Genomic DNA, 14,931 nt, shown 5'->3' on the forward strand with positions numbered 1-14,931 from the left:
TTGACGGTTTTTAGTCCAAGCACTACATAAGGGAGAGTGAACAGCATGGCTAAAATTGAAAAAAAGCCCGAAGAGTGGCAAAAACAGCTGACGCCAGAACAGTACCGCGTAGCGCGAGAAAAAGGCACAGAACGCCCGTTCAGCGGCGATTATCAGGTGGTGGATGCCCAGGGCATTTATCACTGTGTGTGCTGCAATGCACCGCTGTTTGAGAACGAGCATAAATTTGATGCCGGGTGCGGTTGGCCTAGCTTTGATCGGCCGTTAGGTACCCGCTGTGTGGAAGAGCATCAAGATGGCACCCATGGCATGCAGCGCACGGAGGTCGTTTGTTCACACTGCGATGCCCACCTAGGCCACGTTTTTCCAGACGGACCGCCAGAAACGACCGGTTTACGCTACTGCATTAACTCAGTGTCGCTGGAATTTCACCCCGACGAGTAATCGCGGCTAAAAGGAAACCCAGCAAGGCGGGCGCCATCTGCTAGAATGGCAGCCCGCTTTTTTGTGCTTGTAGGAGAGACTCATGCTCGGCTGGTTCCCCGGACATATGAACAAGGCCCGCCGCCAGATCAAAGAGGTGCTGCCTGAAATCGACGTCGTCATTGAAGTACTTGATGCACGTCTGCCCTACTCCAGCGCCAACCCAATGCTGGCCGAGCTGACGCGCCATAAGCCGGTGCTAAAAATTCTTTCCCGCGCCGACCTTGCCGACCCAGAGAAGACCGCCGAATGGGTCGCTTTTTTCGATGCCCAAGAGAACATGCGCGCCTTCGCGGTCACCACCACCAACACCCGTGAGCTAAAGCAAATCCCCAAACTTTGCCATGAGTTGGCCGGTGCGGTACGCGCCGACCGAGATGTTCGCGTGATGGTGATGGGCATTCCCAACGTGGGCAAATCCACGCTGATTAACGGCCTGGCCGGGCGTAAAATTGCTAAAACGGGCAACGAACCTGCCGTGACTAAGCGCCAGCAAAAGGTGCGCATTGATGGGCGTGTAGCGCTTACCGACACGCCGGGAGTGCTGTGGCCCAAAATAGAAGATCAGGCCAGCGCCTATCGCCTCGCGGCCACCGGCGCTATCCGCGATACGGCCATTGAGTACATCGATGTAGGAATTGTCGCTAGTGCAGAGCTTGCCAAACGCTATCCTGAGGCGCTGACTGCGCGCTATAAGCTCAAAGAGCTGCCGCCTTACGCCGCGCCAGACATTCCCCACGACATTGATGCCGACGGCCCGAAAAAACCCGATTTCCTTGCTATTGCAGGCTTCGATGGTCATGCCATTTTAAAAGACATCGCCGCCCGGCGCGGCGGGCTGCGTGCCGGTGGCGCAGTCGATCTGCACCGTGGCGCGGAAGTTCTGCTCCACGAACTGCGCGACGGTAAGTTAGGGCGAATGACGCTGGAGACACCTGCGGATATTCCACCGCCACCGGTGCAAAACGACGAAGACAATCAAGTGCTTTCCGACGCATAATGGCCAATAGCCCCATAGCTAACGGCAGCTTGCGGGCACTGTTTTAAACTCATGTTTTTAGATACACATGCTTTTGGACACTTTTGGGCCTCTAGCCACTTTTGGACAGACATCTCATGACTACTCCGCAGTCGCATGAAACACAACCGCTGAAAAAATCTCATAAGCTGCATAATGTCTGCTATGACATTCGCGGCCCGGTACTCGACCACGCCAAACGCCTGGAGGAAGAAGGCCATCGAATACTTAAGCTGAACATCGGAAACCCTGCGCCTTTTGGCTTTGAAGCACCGGAAGAGATTCTTCAGGATGTGATGAGTAACCTGCCTACGGCACAGGGCTACTGCGACTCCAAAGGACTTTACTCCGCACGCAAAGCGATTATGCAGGAGTGCCAGCGCAATCAGATTCCCGGAGTCGGCATTGAGGACATATTCATCGGCAACGGCGTCTCTGAGCTGATTGTGATGGCGATGCAGGCGCTGCTTAATGACGGCGATGAAGTATTGATTCCCGCGCCTGACTACCCGCTTTGGACAGCCGCCGCACACCTTTCAGGCGGCCACGCAGTGCATTACCTATGCGATGAACAGGCCGACTGGACGCCCGACATGGCAGACATTCGCGCCAAGATCACCAGCCAAACCCGCGCCATTGTTCTGATTAACCCCAACAACCCTACCGGCGCGGTATATCCGCCGGAGGTGGTTAAAGACGTGTTGGCGATTGCTAAACAGCACAACCTGGTGGTGTTCTCCGACGAGATCTACGACAAAATTCTGTATGACGGCGTAGAGCATACCGCCACCGGTGCGCTGGCCGACGATGATCAGCTGGTCATTACCATGAATGGGCTATCTAAAAGCTACCGCTGTGCAGGCTTTCGATCGGGATGGATGATTCTCTCCGGCACCCTGGCTAAATTAAACGCCAAAGATTATATCCAGGGGCTCAATATGCTGGCCTCCATGCGGCTATGTGCCAACGTGCCAGCACAACATGCGATTCAAACCGCGTTAGGGGGCTATCAATCAATTAATGATTTAATCCTGCCTGGCGGGCGGCTGCTGGCGCAGCGTGACATTACTATTGAGAAGCTAAATGCCATCCCCGGCGTCTCCTGCGTGATGCCAAAAGGTGCGCTCTACGCGTTTCCGCGGCTCGATCCTAAGGTATTCAATATCAAAGATGACCAGCAGTTGGTACTTGATCTGCTGCTGCAGGAAAAAATATTGCTGGTGCAAGGCACAGCCTTTAACTGGCCCGAGCCTGACCATGTCCGCATTGTGACGCTGCCTTGGGCAGACCAGCTAGGCGATGCTTTGGATCGTTTTGCCAACTTCTTATCCCGCTATCGGCAGTGAAGCCGGGCGAGTCGCTAGCGATGGCATAGCACCGTCATTGGGCACCGGCATACGCTGACGGTGCTTTGACTTGAAACTGCCATGAAGAGCACGTAGTTAAGTCTCTAGATCACGACTCATTTTATTGGCTGTGTGTATAAACCGTTTCCATAAACGCTAAGGGAGGACCTGCATAATGATGCGAATTCTGCTGTTTCTAGGCACCAACATAGCGGTGTTGCTGGTCGCCAGCATTACCTTGCGCCTACTAGGCGTTGAAGGCTATTTACGTGGTCAAGGCATCAACTTTACCAGCCTGCTAATTTTCTGCTTCATATTCGGCATGGCAGGCTCCATCATCTCGCTATTCATTTCCAAATGGATGGCTAAGCGCAGCACGGGCACGGTGATTATTGAAACGCCCTCCAATGCCACCGAACAGTGGTTGCTGGACACCGTCGCGGAGCTTTCCCGCGAGGCCGGCATCAAAACGCCCGAAGTGGGCATATTCCCGGCCCAACAGTCCAACGCCTTTGCAACTGGCTGGAATAAAAACGATGCGCTCGTCGCGGTATCGGCGGGCTTAATGAATCGCATGCGCCCTGAAGAAGTCCGCGCGGTTTTGGCCCACGAAATTGGCCACGTGGCCAACGGCGACATGGTCACGCTGGCGCTGATCCAAGGGGTAGTGAATACCTTCGTCATGTTTTTTGCCCGCGTGGTAGCGCACTTAGTCGATAACTTCCTGAAAAGCCGCAGCGGTGGTGAAGGCGGTTTAGGCTTTATGGGCTACTTTGCCGTAGTGATTGTGGCAGAGATCGTATTTGGTATTTTGGCCTCCGCCATCGTTGCCTGGTTCTCGCGTTATCGTGAATATCGCGCCGATGAAGCCGGTGCGCGCTTGGCAGGCACTAATGCAATGGTCAGCGCCCTCGCGCGCTTGAAGACCGAAACCGAAATGCCCGACCAAATGCCCGATACGCTGCGCGCCATGGCGATCACCAAAGGCCAAACACGCTCATTACTTGAGAAGATGTTTGCCAGCCACCCGCCGTTAGATGAACGCATTCGCGCACTGAAAGAAGCCGCCTATCGTCAGTAAGTATGGGCACTAGTCCTACACATTTAAGGCCCACAGATGCGGGCCTCATTGTTTCAACGTTTGTTGTTTCAGCTTTTGTTGTTTCAACTACCGCTGCTTCCATCCTCCGCCACACCGAATCCCGCCCCGCGCAGCATGCCCTCTAGCGCCACCGCATCCCCTGACAACTGCACATTGAGCGTGGCGAACTCACGCCGCAATGGGTAGTTAGCACGACAATCATCAAAACCTTTTGCCCCCCCCTGGAGCAGCGCTTGGCGCTGAAACGTATCGTGATCGCGGCGCACGTCATAAACGGCTCGCATGCATAGACGCAGGGCGTCTTCTGGTGCCAGCGGATGCTGTATATGCAGCGATGCAAGCGCAGGCGGCGGGCAGATATCGACAAACGAGGGTCCACTAGGCTTTTCGCAGTGACGAGCTAGCGCCTGCTGAATCATCCAGGTACCCCGCAGTTTGCCATCCAGGCTATGCCCGGCAATATGCGGTGTCGCTAGTGAGACCAAATCACGCAAGCCAGCGTCGATTGCCGGCTCGTCTTCCCATACATCTAGCACCGCGCGGATATCACCCTGACTGGCTAAACGGCTACGCAGTGCCAAGCCATCCACACAGTCACCCCGCCCGGCATTAAGCAACACGCTACCCGGCGCGATTTCATCGACACGCTGAGCATTGAGCAGGTGATAGCTGGCATGCGGGCCGTCACGAGTCAGCGGCGTATGCAGGCAAATCACGTCACAGTGCTTGATAACAGCATCTAGCGAGTGAAACCCTTGCGCACCCTCAACCTCTGCTCTGGGCGGGTCACAGGCAAGCGTAGCCACGCCCATGGCCGTTAACCGTGCTTCCAGCCGCCGGCCCACATTCCCCACCCCCACAATGCCGACACTGCGTTCGCTAAGCAGCCAGCCATCGCGCTCGGCTAGCGTCAATAAACTGCTCAACACGTAATCGACCACCGCCTCAGCATTGCAGCCCGGAGCGCTAGCAAAAGTGATATTGCGCTGCGCTAGCGCAGCATGATCGATATGATCGGTGCCGATCGTGCAGGTGCCAATAAAGCGCACGGGGCTGTCAGTAAGCAACTTACCGTTAACCTGCGTAATAGAGCGCACAATCAGCGCATCGGCATCGTGCAGGTGAGCGGCCGTTATTTCACGGCCGGGCACGCGGTTGATGGCACCAAACGAGCCAAAGCAGGCATCAGCAGCGGGGATATTGGCGTCGATTATAAGTTTCATAGGCGTTTGGGTATCCGGGCTTTACAATACGCCCGCGAAAGTTTGATGTGCAGGCGTGTTTAAAGGGCATTTAAGGAGAGTGTTGTGATCGTACGCTGGGAAACCAACCATGACTATGTGTTGGTTCATATTCACCAGGATATGTTTGGTGATTGGATTTTCAGTCGCGCCTGGGGCCAAATCGGCACTCAGTTTGGTGGCCTGAAACATCAGCTAGCCGACACCTTGGACCAAGCCCAGATGTGGCTTGAGGACGAGGCCACGATTCAGTCCTCACGGGGTTTTCGTAAGATACTGGAAGTGGCCGACCATACGCCTGAAGGCCAGGAGGCCATGCGTCAGCTCTCACTACTGGATTTGATTTAAGCAGCTCATTCGCTAGCCTAAAAAGCGCCGCCCGCTACGCTCATGAACACCGGTAGGTGCCGCGGCATCTGGAGGCGTTGCAAGCGCCGCCAGCGCCGTTTCATTCAACCAGCCGTGTTCGCGTAGCCAAGCGCTCAAGCGCGCTAATTCGAAACCACGCTCCAGCTCCTCCCCTTGGCTATCCATCAGCACCGGTATGCGCGTACCGTAGCGCTCAACCAGCTCAGCATCATCAATAATCTCAATATGATGCAGCCACACTCTTTGATTCGCCAGCGTGGCTACCAATGTCTCTAGCTGAGTGCATAGATGGCAGCCCTGGGTTGTATAAAGCGATAGCCGGATCATTCCAATGCTCTCCTCTGGCAGGCTTAGTGAGCCGCTGGATGACGGAGTAGAAACACATGGTGCAAATTAGTACGCCGTTGGAAGTCGGGGTCAAAGCTACGCCCGGTGATGTCTTCTACCGCGTAACGTTCGCTGAGGGTTTCATCCAACTTAAATCGCCGCTGGTTATTAGAAAACACTAGCGTTCCGCCGGGTGCTAATCGCGCCATAGCGAGATCCACAAGACGCGGATGGTCACGCTGCACATCTAGCGTGTCGCGCATCTTCTTCGAGTTAGAAAACGTCGGCGGATCCATGAAGATCAGATCAAACTCGGTACTCGCGGTTTCTAACCAGCGGAAACAGTCATCGCGTACGACCCGGTGTAGGCGCGTATCAAGCTTATTCAGCGCGAAGTTGTCTTTAGCCCATTCAAGATAGGTGTTAGACATATCCACACTGACGCTGTCACTAGCACCGCCTAATGCCGCTTGCACCGTTGCCGTAGCGGTATAACAGAACAAGTTTAAGAAGCGCTTACCGCTGGCCATCTCACCTAGCATGCGACGCACCGGACGATGATCCAGAAATAACCCGGTGTCGAGATAGTCACGCAGGTTCACCCATAGCCGCGCGCTACCTTCCTGCACTTCAAAACGCTCACCGCTCGCGCCACGCTTTTGATACTGGGCGCTGCCAGCCTGCCGCTCGCGGCGTTTAATATAGATCTTACTGGCGTCAACGTTCAGCGCCTCTGGCATTACTTCCAAGGCGTCGTACAAGCGCTTTTGCGCCTGAGAAGGATTGATTGAGCTGGGCGCTGCATATTCCTGCACATGCACTCGATCACCGTAACGATCCACCGCAAGGGCATACTCGGGCATATCGGCGTCGTATACGCGGTAGCTCGTTTCGCCGCTCTGTTTCAGCCACTTCTTCAGGCGCTTTTGATTTTTGATTAGGCGGTTGGCAAACATCTGCGCATTGTCTTGAGCTTTTGGCGCAGGTGAATCGTTTGGAACCGCTTGCGTATCAAAGCCAGCCGAGGCTTCACTCGTGGCCTCACGACGCTCTGCGCTAGCCGCTGACACTACCTCGCCATTACCCGCGGGAGCCGCGCTCTCGGCATCAGTGCCATGCGCCGCCCCACCCACATCCATCAGCAGCAGCTTGGCATCCAGGGCACCGTTTTTAAGCGCGTACTGTTTGTGCGCCCGCATTCCTAGCCGATGGCCCAAATCAGGGTTGCCGGTAAAGACTGCCAGCGTCCAGCCAGGGAACAGTGCTTTGGCTTTCTCGCCCAGCTGCGCGTATAGGCGCACAAGCTCGGGCAGCTCACCCAGACGCTCGCCATAAGGCGGATTAGTAATCAACAGGCCGCTTTGCGCGGTCAGCGTATCGGGCCTGGTAAGCTGGGCAAGACCCTGCCCATGCAGCGTCATTAACGCGGGGATACCGGCCCGCATAGCGTTGGCTTTCGCAGCCGTTAGGGCCGCTGGGCTCTGATCAAAACCTATCAGCTGGGCTTTGCAACGTTTACGGCCAATCGATGCACGCGCTTCGGCTTCACGCTTTTGCTCACGCCATACGGAATCATCGTGACCCGCCCAGCCGTGAAAACCAAACCGCTCGCGATTGAGGTTAGGCGCTTGATCGGCGGCCATCATAGCGGCTTCGATAAGCAGCGTTCCCGCGCCACATAGTGGGTCAATCAGCGGCTCACCGGCTTTAAGGCGCTCAGGCCACCCTGCACGCACCAACAATGCGGCGGCTAAATTTTCTTTCAGCGGTGCATGCCCAACGTCGCGTCGATAGCCACGGCGGTGCAAACTTTCACCTGAAAGATCGAGGCCAATAGTCAAGTTCATCCGGTGCAGGTGAGCATAAATACGCAGATGCGGCGTTTTGATATCGACGTTAGGGCGCTCCTGCCCTGCCAGCTGTAGCGCATCGACCACGCCGTCTTTAACCGTTTGTGCGCCAAAGCGGGTATGCCGTATATGTTCACTGCGGCCATGAAAATCCACCGCCAGCGTGTTTCCAGGCGCCAAGTGGTTTGTCCAGGCAATGCGTGCAACCACATCGCGCACCTGTTCGGCGGTATCGATCATCGGCTCGCGCACCAGCGTTAAAATGACGCGGTTGGCTAATCTCGACCATAGGCATACGCGATAGGCAATCGCTTGGCTGGCAGTAAAATAAACACCTGCCACCGTTGTTTTACCCGGCGTGGCGCCTAGCGCCATGAGTTCATCGTGCAGCAGGCCTTCAATGCCTTTCGGGCAGGTGGCTAGCAGACTTAAGGGGGCGTTTTGACTCGGCTCAGTCATGATATTGGTCATGATAATAGCTGCGCGGAAAGGCGCGATATTCCTATATATAGCAAATGAGTTTACGTTTTGTGACAATTTATAGTCGACAGATGACCCCATCATGGTCTAACAATAAGAGAGTAGCTACTGAAAAACGCATGCGTTACCTGTCAGGATCTCTTAAGAAGGTAGTTTGAAAGAGGCCTATGATGGATAAGAGTTCGCCGCTCGACCCGTTCAGCTCGTGAGGGCTAGACAGTTGAGTTGATGCGGCAGCTCGCTCTTGAAGCAAGCTCTCGGAATAGCAGATGCTGTCGGGCATATTTTATGGATAGCTTCGATAACATCCTATTTCTTCTTAAAGGCTTTCGTGAAAAGAGGTTAGCCAATGAAACGACAAAAGCGTGATCGCTTCCAGCGGGCATATGTCCACGGCTATAAAGCAGGTGTATCGGGTCGCTCTCGCGATGATTGTCCCAGTCAAGATATCAATTTACGCGAATACTGGATGAGCGGTTGGCGTGAAGGTCGCGGCGACCAGTGGGACGGGATGACCGGCGTTTCCGGCATCCACAAAAACCCTCTGGTCATGACCTAGCGTTTTATATTTTCTAACGTTTAAACGAAATGTTTTTAATAAGCCCACCCTACTCAGTGGGCTTTTTTAGTGCCTGACGTCTTCAATGCCTTGGCACACTCGCCCACGAGCCTGGGGCCTTGATAAATCAAGCCTGAATAAAGCTGCACTAAATCCGCACCAGCGGCCATTTTTGCCTCAGCGGCGGCAGCACTGTCGATCCCCCCGACGCCTATAATGGGCAGCGTTGGCAAGTGCTCACGCAGCTGTCGAATCACACGATTAGACGCCTCAAAGACCGGCCGTCCTGACAGCCCGCCGGCCTCCTCGGCCTGAGGGTCGCCCTGCACTGCCTCGCGGGAAACAGTGGTGTTGGTAGCGATGACGCCATCCAACGCATTGCGCTCAATGCTTCCCGCCATTAGCGCGACTTCTTCTTCGCTCATGTCCGGAGCTATTTTGATCAGCAGAGGTACGTGGCGACCCGCTTGCGTATTTAACGCTGTGGCGCGTGCGCGAATGGGCCCCAACAGTGCATCTAGCTGTTCACCAAACTGTAGGCTGCGCAGGCCAGGCGTATTCGGCGAGGAGACATTAACGGCAATGTAATCCGCACAAGAATGCACGGCATCTAGGCACAACAGGTAATCGTCCAGTGCGTGCTCTACCGCGGTGGTTAGGTTTTTACCAATATTTATGCCCACAATGCCGCCATAGCGGCGTTTTTTAACCTGCTGAATCAGATGCTCAACCCCTTTGTTATTAAAACCAAAGCGGTTGATGATCGCGTCATGCTGCGCCAAGCGAAATAGCCGTGGCTTGGGGTTGCCTGGCTGTGGCTGTGGAGTGACCGTCCCGACCTCGACAAATCCAAACCCCAGCGACCCCAGTGCATCAAGATGGTCTGCGTTTTTGTCCAGCCCGGCGGCCAAGCCAACCCGATTAGCAAACCTTAGCCCCATCAACTCGATAGGATCATTGACCGGCTGACCAAACAATCGTGCTACGCCACCGATACGATGCAGTGACTCGAGCGCACTTAGCGCCATCCCGTGGGAGGTTTCTGGATCGATGCGAAAGAACAGCGAGCGGGCAAGCGCGTACATGGCGAGTCTCTTGAAGCGAATCGAAAACGGGCGCCAGTATAACGCAATAAAGCGCGCCCTGGTGGAGAACCAGGGCGCGCTTTAACCTACCAAGAACACATTACCAAAAATAAAAGCTACGATTTTAGGCTTCGTTATCGCTCTCGGCCAAATCCACCAGTTCGCGCACCGCCACGGCAAAGAGCGCAAAGCCACCTTCATTCCCGCTGCGCACTTCTTCGATAAGACGACACCAGCGACGATGCAGATCAGCGTGCTGATCCAACCACTGTGCCACTCGCTCTTCGATATCGCGACTACCCGCATCCAGCTTCAGCACGCTGGTGGTAAGCGCAAGCTGTTGACGCTCTATGTCATCACGGAAGGTTTCCCGTGCCTGCGCCTGCCAGGCATCGCGCACTTCCAGTTGGTTCACCTGCTGAATCATCCAAGGTAGTTCTAACCGGCTACCGACCTCGTAAAGCACCTCGGCCACTCGCTGGGGTTTTTCATTGGTTATCCGAGCGGCTTGGATAATGCCTAGCCCGGCGTACAAGCTCGATGACGCCGCAACGGTAGAAGCCAAGGCTTCAGGCACACCAGCGTCTAAAAGCTCGTCACGGCGCGCACTCCAGCCGCTGAGCTCTTCACCACTCAGCAGCTCGCCGATGCCTTCTTGCAGCTGCGCCAGGCGCGGAGCGAAATACTCAATAGTATCTTGAGTGGAAAGCCCCAAGTGCTGGCGCACGAACCAGCGCGTAGCGCGGCGGATTAAACGCATTAAATCGAGCATCATTGAATACTGGATGCGGTTAGGCACCTGATTATCCAAGGCCTCAATTTGCGCCCACAGCCCGGCCAAGTTGAAGCTATCGCGCGCTACCACGTAGGCGCGCGCAACATCGGCACGGCCCGCCCCGGTTGAATCAATAAGGCGGCGCACAAACACGATGCCCATGTGATCCACCAAGTCGTTGGCAACTTGGGTCGCCACGATTTCACGCTTAAGACGGTGCTCATACATTTCGTCTTTAAAGCGCTCAACCAGCACCGCTGGGAACAGCCGCTCAAGATGGCGATGAATATAGCTGTCGTCAGGCACATCGGACGTGATCAAATCGCCCTTCAGCGTGCTCTTGGCATAAGAAATCAGCACCGAGAGTTCCGGTAAGCGCATACCTTGCGCATTGCTGGCGCGCTCTTTTAACGCTTCATCGGTGGGTAGGAACTCAAGCTCGCGGTCAATCTGCCCTGCGGCCTCCAGCTCGCTGATAAAGCGGCGATAGGGCCCCAGTGATTGATTGGAAAGAATCGCCGATAGGTCTAGCGCCTGACTTTGGCGGTAGTTATCCAGGATGACTAGGTCCGCCACTTCGCCTGTCATTTCCGCTAACAGCTGATTGCGCTGTTTTTCAGTCATATCGCCACGCTTGACCACTTCATCAATCAAGATTTTGATATTGACCTCGTGGTCGGAACAGTTCACACCGCCTGCGTTATCAATGAAGTCAGTGTAAACACGGATTCCTTTGGCGGCGGCTTCCATACGCCCGCGCTGGGTCAACCCGAGGTTACCGCCTTCACCGACCACACGGCAGTTCAGCTCAACGCCGTTGATCCTTAGGGTGTCGTTGGCTTTGTCACCCACATCGGCATCGGTTTCGTCGGAGCTTTTCACATAGGTGCCGATACCGCCGTTCCAGATCAAATCCACCTGGGATTTGAGCATGGCGCGAATCAGTTCATTAGGCGACAGGCGCTCCTCTTCAATGCCAAATACCTGCTGCATTTCAGGCGTGATGCTGATCGACTTAGCGCTGCGGCTAAAGATACCGCCACCGGCAGATATCAGCTCCTGGCTGTAGTCTTCCCAACTGGATCGCGGCAATGTAAACAACCGTTTGCGCTCAGCAAAAGCGGCGTCGGCATCCGGATTGGGATCAACAAAGATATGCAGATGGTTAAACGCACCCACCAGCTGAATTTTGTCGGAAAGCAGCATGCCGTTGCCGAACACATCACCGGCCATGTCGCCGATCCCGACCACGCTGAACAGCTCGCGCTGGGTATCCAAATCCAGGTTTTTGAAGTGCCGCTTCACGGATTCCCAAGCACCGCGTGCGGTAATCGCCATTTTCTTATGGTCGTAACCATTTTCGCCGCCCGATGCAAACGCATCGCCCAGCCAATGGCCGTACTCAATAGAAATGGCGTTAGCGATATCAGAGAACGTCGCGGTGCCTTTATCTGCAGCGACGACCAAGTACGCATCGTCTTCATCATGGCGGACAACATTTAAAGGCGGCACAACGTCGCTGCCGACTAAGTTATCAGTGATGTCCAACAGCGCGCGGATAAAGATCTGATAGCAGGCAATACCTTCTTTTTGCACCACTTCACGGCTGGCATTCTCGGGCATGCGCTTGCAAACGAAGCCGCCCTTGGCGCCTACCGGTACGATCACCGCATTCTTCACCTGCTGCGCTTTCACTAGCCCTAATACTTCGGTGCGGTAGTCTTCAAAACGATCAGACCAGCGCAGACCGCCGCGCGCCACTTTACCGCCGCGCAGATGCACGCCCTCAACCCGGGGCGAGCAGACAAAAATCTCGAACATCGGCCGCGGCTTAGGCATGCCGGTAACTTTAGAGGGCTCAAGCTTATAGGCGATATAGTCTTTAAAGCGGCCATCTTCGGTCAGCTGATAATAGTTGGTCCGCAGCGTGGCGAGAATCAGCTCCATAAAGCGGCGTAACAGCTGGTCATCGTTAAGGCTAGCAACGCTCTCCAAGTGCTCGTTCAAACGCGCAATGGACTCATCGGTTGCATGGCTCTGCTGCTCAGGATCAAAGCGTAGGCCAAATAACGCCACCAACTCTTTGGTGATAGCCGGATAATTCGCCAACGTAGCGGCAATGTAATCCTGAGACATACCAAAACGGATTTGCTTGAGATAGCGCGCGTAGCCTCGCAGCATCGCTACTTCACGCCAGTCGAGCCCCGCGCCAATAATCAGGCGGTTGAAGGCATCGTTATCAGCTTCGCCGGCCCATATGCGCTTGAAGGCTTCACTAAACACATCGCGCATATCGCTTAGATTGACATCCGTACCGCTGTGTTCAAGCTCGAAATCGTGAATCCAGTAGCGCTGGTCGGGGGCGTTAATGTCGTAGGGGCGCTCACCGATTACCCGCAGGCCGAGATTTTCCATCATCGGCAGTACGTCTGAGAGCGGAATTTGCGATTCGCGGTGGAACAACTTCAGGTTCACACCGCCGCCCTGCTCTTCCAGCGGGCGATAAAGCGACAGCGATAGGTCATCGCCGTTGTCCAGCGTTAACAGATGCTGAACATCAAACACGGCCGTACGGGCCGAGAAGTCTTCGCGATAGCTGGCTGAAAACGCTTCGCGGAACTGATCCATCAGATGATTCGCGTGCTCTTCACCAAACCCTTCAATCATCGCGCTTTGCAGCTCATCCCGCCAGCTGCGTGCCAGCCGCGCCACTTTGCTTTCAAGACGCTTAAGATCGTAGTCGCTCGGCGCATCGCCGTTAAAGCGTAGAATCAGCTGAATACGCGCCAGTACCGACTCGGAGAGATAGGTATTGAAATCGCCAAAGTGGGCGTCTAACTCATCGCACAGCACGTTTTGAATTCGCTGACGCAGGTCCGTCGTGAACACATCGCGGGGCACAAAAACCAGGCAGGAGTAGAACTTGCCACTGATATCGGCGCGGATAAACAGCCGTACCTGACGGCGCTCACGAATGTTCAGAATGCCAAGCGAGGTGCTGGCAAGCGACTCGGTGTCAATCTGGAACAGGTCATCACGGGGATAGACTTCCAATACCTGCAGCAGCTGCTTACCGTTATGCCCCTGGGGATTGAAGCCGGCGATATCCATCACTGCTTTCAACCGACGGCGCAGCAGCGGAATATTTCGCGGTGATTCGTTATAAACCGTCGAGGTGAATAAACCGAAGAAACGCCGCTCGCCAATAACGTTACCGTCATCGTCATAGCGGTCAACGGTGATGTAATCGGGATAAGTAGGACGATGTATCCGCGAATGGTGCGCGCTTTTCGCGAAAGAAAGCAGCTGGGGCACCAGCACGTAGCCATTGTGCTCATCCACACCCTCTTCGGTGCGAATACGCTCACAGTAGCGCGGCTGATCTAGGCGGAAAACGCCCAGCACGCTCTCGTTATCGCGCTGTAATTGATCACCTAGCTCGCCGTCTTCCAAGCGATATTCATCGTAGCCCAGGAAGGTAAAGTTATCCTTGAGCAGCCACTCTAAAAAGGCGATCGCCTCTTCGTGGTCATCGGGATCAATTTGCGGCGGACAGTTTTTTTCTAGCTCTTGAATCGACTCGGTAATTTGCGAGCACATAGCGTCGTAATCGCCCACGGCGGTACGTACATCGCGCAGCACTTCGTGCAAATTACGTTCAATTTTTTCCAGCAGCGCCATGTCGGTGTGGCGATCGACCTCAATCACGATCAGCGATTCACGCGCTTCAGGCGCGTTCTCATCGCGTGGCGACGTCAGCGACTGCAGCTGATGGCGCTCATCACGCGCCACTGCCAGCACGGCGTTTTGAATAGCATGCACCGTCAAACCACGACGGTTGAGCTCGATACGCACCGAGTCAACCAGGAACGGCATATCCTCATGCAGAACGGCCACAAAGGTATGTGTTGACTGCCAGCCGTGCTCTTCAAAGTCGGGATTAAACACCCGCACCTTGGGGCTTTGCGGGTCGTGGTGCTGCAAGAACTGCCAGATCGATAGCGTGGCGCCATACAGGTCGTCTAGGCGACGATCCACTAGGTCTTCCACCGGCACGGTGGCATAAAAGTGTCGAGCGAAGGCATCCACAGTTGCCGCACGGGCAGGCTCTAACCGCGCACTTAGTCGTTCCTGCAGCTGTTTCAAAAGATCTTGCCGGCTCTCTTCAATCGCAACGTAGTGCATCCATCACCTCGACTGCTTAGGCCTTTTTTCGGCCAAAAAACGAAGGACAATAGGCCTTTAGGCCAACATATCGTCTAGCTTACGCTACCTGTGGCCACCTCACTAATCACC

The 14,931-nt window shown here is 55.0% G+C and carries 11 protein-coding genes; 6 read left to right on the forward strand and 5 right to left on the reverse strand.

The window, feature by feature from the left end; genetic code table 11:
- Positions 1-45 precede the first annotated feature (45 nt).
- The 4 genes from msrB (at position 46) to htpX (ending at position 3,928) form a co-directional block, all read left to right on the forward strand.
- Entirely contained in the window at positions 46-444 is a 399-nt protein-coding gene (gene msrB, locus ACT3TR_RS01670) for a peptide-methionine (R)-S-oxide reductase MsrB (protein ID WP_096281344.1), read from the forward strand.
- Between the two features lie 82 nt (positions 445-526).
- Positions 527-1,483, forward strand: a complete 957-nt coding sequence (gene ylqF / locus ACT3TR_RS01675; protein ID WP_096281346.1) for a ribosome biogenesis GTPase YlqF — start codon at positions 527-529, stop codon at positions 1,481-1,483.
- 116 nt (positions 1,484-1,599) lie between these two features.
- A complete protein-coding gene (locus ACT3TR_RS01680) occupies positions 1,600-2,847 on the forward strand; it encodes a pyridoxal phosphate-dependent aminotransferase (RefSeq protein WP_096281348.1) in 1,248 nt (415 codons plus the stop codon).
- Between the two features lie 175 nt (positions 2,848-3,022).
- On the forward strand, positions 3,023-3,928 hold the full coding sequence (gene htpX / locus ACT3TR_RS01685; RefSeq protein WP_096281350.1) for a protease HtpX: 906 nt from the start codon (positions 3,023-3,025) through the stop codon (positions 3,926-3,928).
- A gap of 83 nt (positions 3,929-4,011) precedes the next feature.
- Here htpX and pdxB read toward each other — a convergent pair whose 3' ends face one another.
- Positions 4,012-5,172 carry a 4-phosphoerythronate dehydrogenase PdxB gene (pdxB, locus tag ACT3TR_RS01690; protein ID WP_444624670.1) on the reverse strand — a complete coding sequence of 387 codons (1,161 nt, stop codon included), beginning with the start codon at positions 5,170-5,172 and terminating at the stop codon, positions 4,012-4,014.
- Between the two features lie 84 nt (positions 5,173-5,256).
- Here pdxB and ACT3TR_RS01695 point away from each other — a divergent pair, with 84 nt between their 5' ends.
- Positions 5,257-5,538 (forward strand): hypothetical protein, encoded by a 282-nt coding sequence (locus tag ACT3TR_RS01695; protein WP_096281354.1) that lies wholly within the window; start codon positions 5,257-5,259, stop codon positions 5,536-5,538.
- A gap of 12 nt (positions 5,539-5,550) precedes the next feature.
- Here ACT3TR_RS01695 and ACT3TR_RS01700 read toward each other — a convergent pair whose 3' ends face one another.
- Positions 5,551-5,886, reverse strand: coding sequence for a glutaredoxin family protein (locus ACT3TR_RS01700; protein WP_444624669.1), 336 nt, complete (start codon positions 5,884-5,886; stop codon positions 5,551-5,553).
- A gap of 23 nt (positions 5,887-5,909) precedes the next feature.
- Positions 5,910-8,195, reverse strand: a complete 2,286-nt coding sequence (rlmKL, locus tag ACT3TR_RS01705; RefSeq protein ID WP_193063386.1) for a bifunctional 23S rRNA (guanine(2069)-N(7))-methyltransferase RlmK/23S rRNA (guanine(2445)-N(2))-methyltransferase RlmL — start codon at positions 8,193-8,195, stop codon at positions 5,910-5,912.
- 370 nt (positions 8,196-8,565) lie between these two features.
- On the opposite strand from rlmKL, the gene rmf reads away from it, so the two are divergent.
- Positions 8,566-8,775, forward strand: coding sequence for a ribosome modulation factor (gene rmf, locus ACT3TR_RS01710; RefSeq protein ID WP_096281358.1), 210 nt, complete (start codon positions 8,566-8,568; stop codon positions 8,773-8,775).
- 53 nt (positions 8,776-8,828) lie between these two features.
- On the opposite strand, the gene ACT3TR_RS01715 is transcribed toward rmf, so the two are convergent.
- Entirely contained in the window at positions 8,829-9,860 is a 1,032-nt protein-coding gene (locus tag ACT3TR_RS01715; RefSeq protein ID WP_441686172.1) for a quinone-dependent dihydroorotate dehydrogenase, read from the reverse strand.
- Positions 9,861-9,984: 124 nt separating this feature from the next.
- Positions 9,985-14,820 carry an NAD-glutamate dehydrogenase gene (locus tag ACT3TR_RS01720; protein ID WP_096281362.1) on the reverse strand — a complete coding sequence of 1,612 codons (4,836 nt, stop codon included), beginning with the start codon at positions 14,818-14,820 and terminating at the stop codon, positions 9,985-9,987.
- Positions 14,821-14,931: the final 111 nt, after the last annotated feature.

The organism is Halomonas sp. AOP12-B1-6, assembly GCF_052379225.1.
GTDB lineage: Bacteria > Pseudomonadota > Gammaproteobacteria > Pseudomonadales > Halomonadaceae > Vreelandella > Vreelandella casei.

Excerpts from the sequence above, each read along its gene's own strand:
- msrB (WP_096281344.1), top strand. The coding sequence starts at position 46 with ATGGCTAAAATTGAAAAAAAGCCCGAAGAGTGGCAAAAACAGCTGACG.
- ylqF (WP_096281346.1), top strand. The coding sequence starts at position 527 with ATGCTCGGCTGGTTCCCCGGACATATGAACAAGGCCCGCCGCCAGATC.
- ACT3TR_RS01680 (WP_096281348.1), top strand. The coding sequence starts at position 1,600 with ATGACTACTCCGCAGTCGCATGAAACACAACCGCTGAAAAAATCTCAT.
- htpX (WP_096281350.1), top strand. The coding sequence starts at position 3,023 with ATGATGCGAATTCTGCTGTTTCTAGGCACCAACATAGCGGTGTTGCTG.
- pdxB (WP_444624670.1), bottom strand. The coding sequence starts at position 5,172 with ATGAAACTTATAATCGACGCCAATATCCCCGCTGCTGATGCCTGCTTT.
- ACT3TR_RS01700 (WP_444624669.1), bottom strand. The coding sequence starts at position 5,886 with ATGATCCGGCTATCGCTTTATACAACCCAGGGCTGCCATCTATGCACT.
- rlmKL (WP_193063386.1), bottom strand. The coding sequence starts at position 8,195 with ATGACTGAGCCGAGTCAAAACGCCCCCTTAAGTCTGCTAGCCACCTGC.
- rmf (WP_096281358.1), top strand. The coding sequence starts at position 8,566 with ATGAAACGACAAAAGCGTGATCGCTTCCAGCGGGCATATGTCCACGGC.
- ACT3TR_RS01715 (WP_441686172.1), bottom strand. The coding sequence starts at position 9,860 with ATGTACGCGCTTGCCCGCTCGCTGTTCTTTCGCATCGATCCAGAAACC.
- ACT3TR_RS01720 (WP_096281362.1), bottom strand. The coding sequence starts at position 14,820 with ATGCACTACGTTGCGATTGAAGAGAGCCGGCAAGATCTTTTGAAACAG.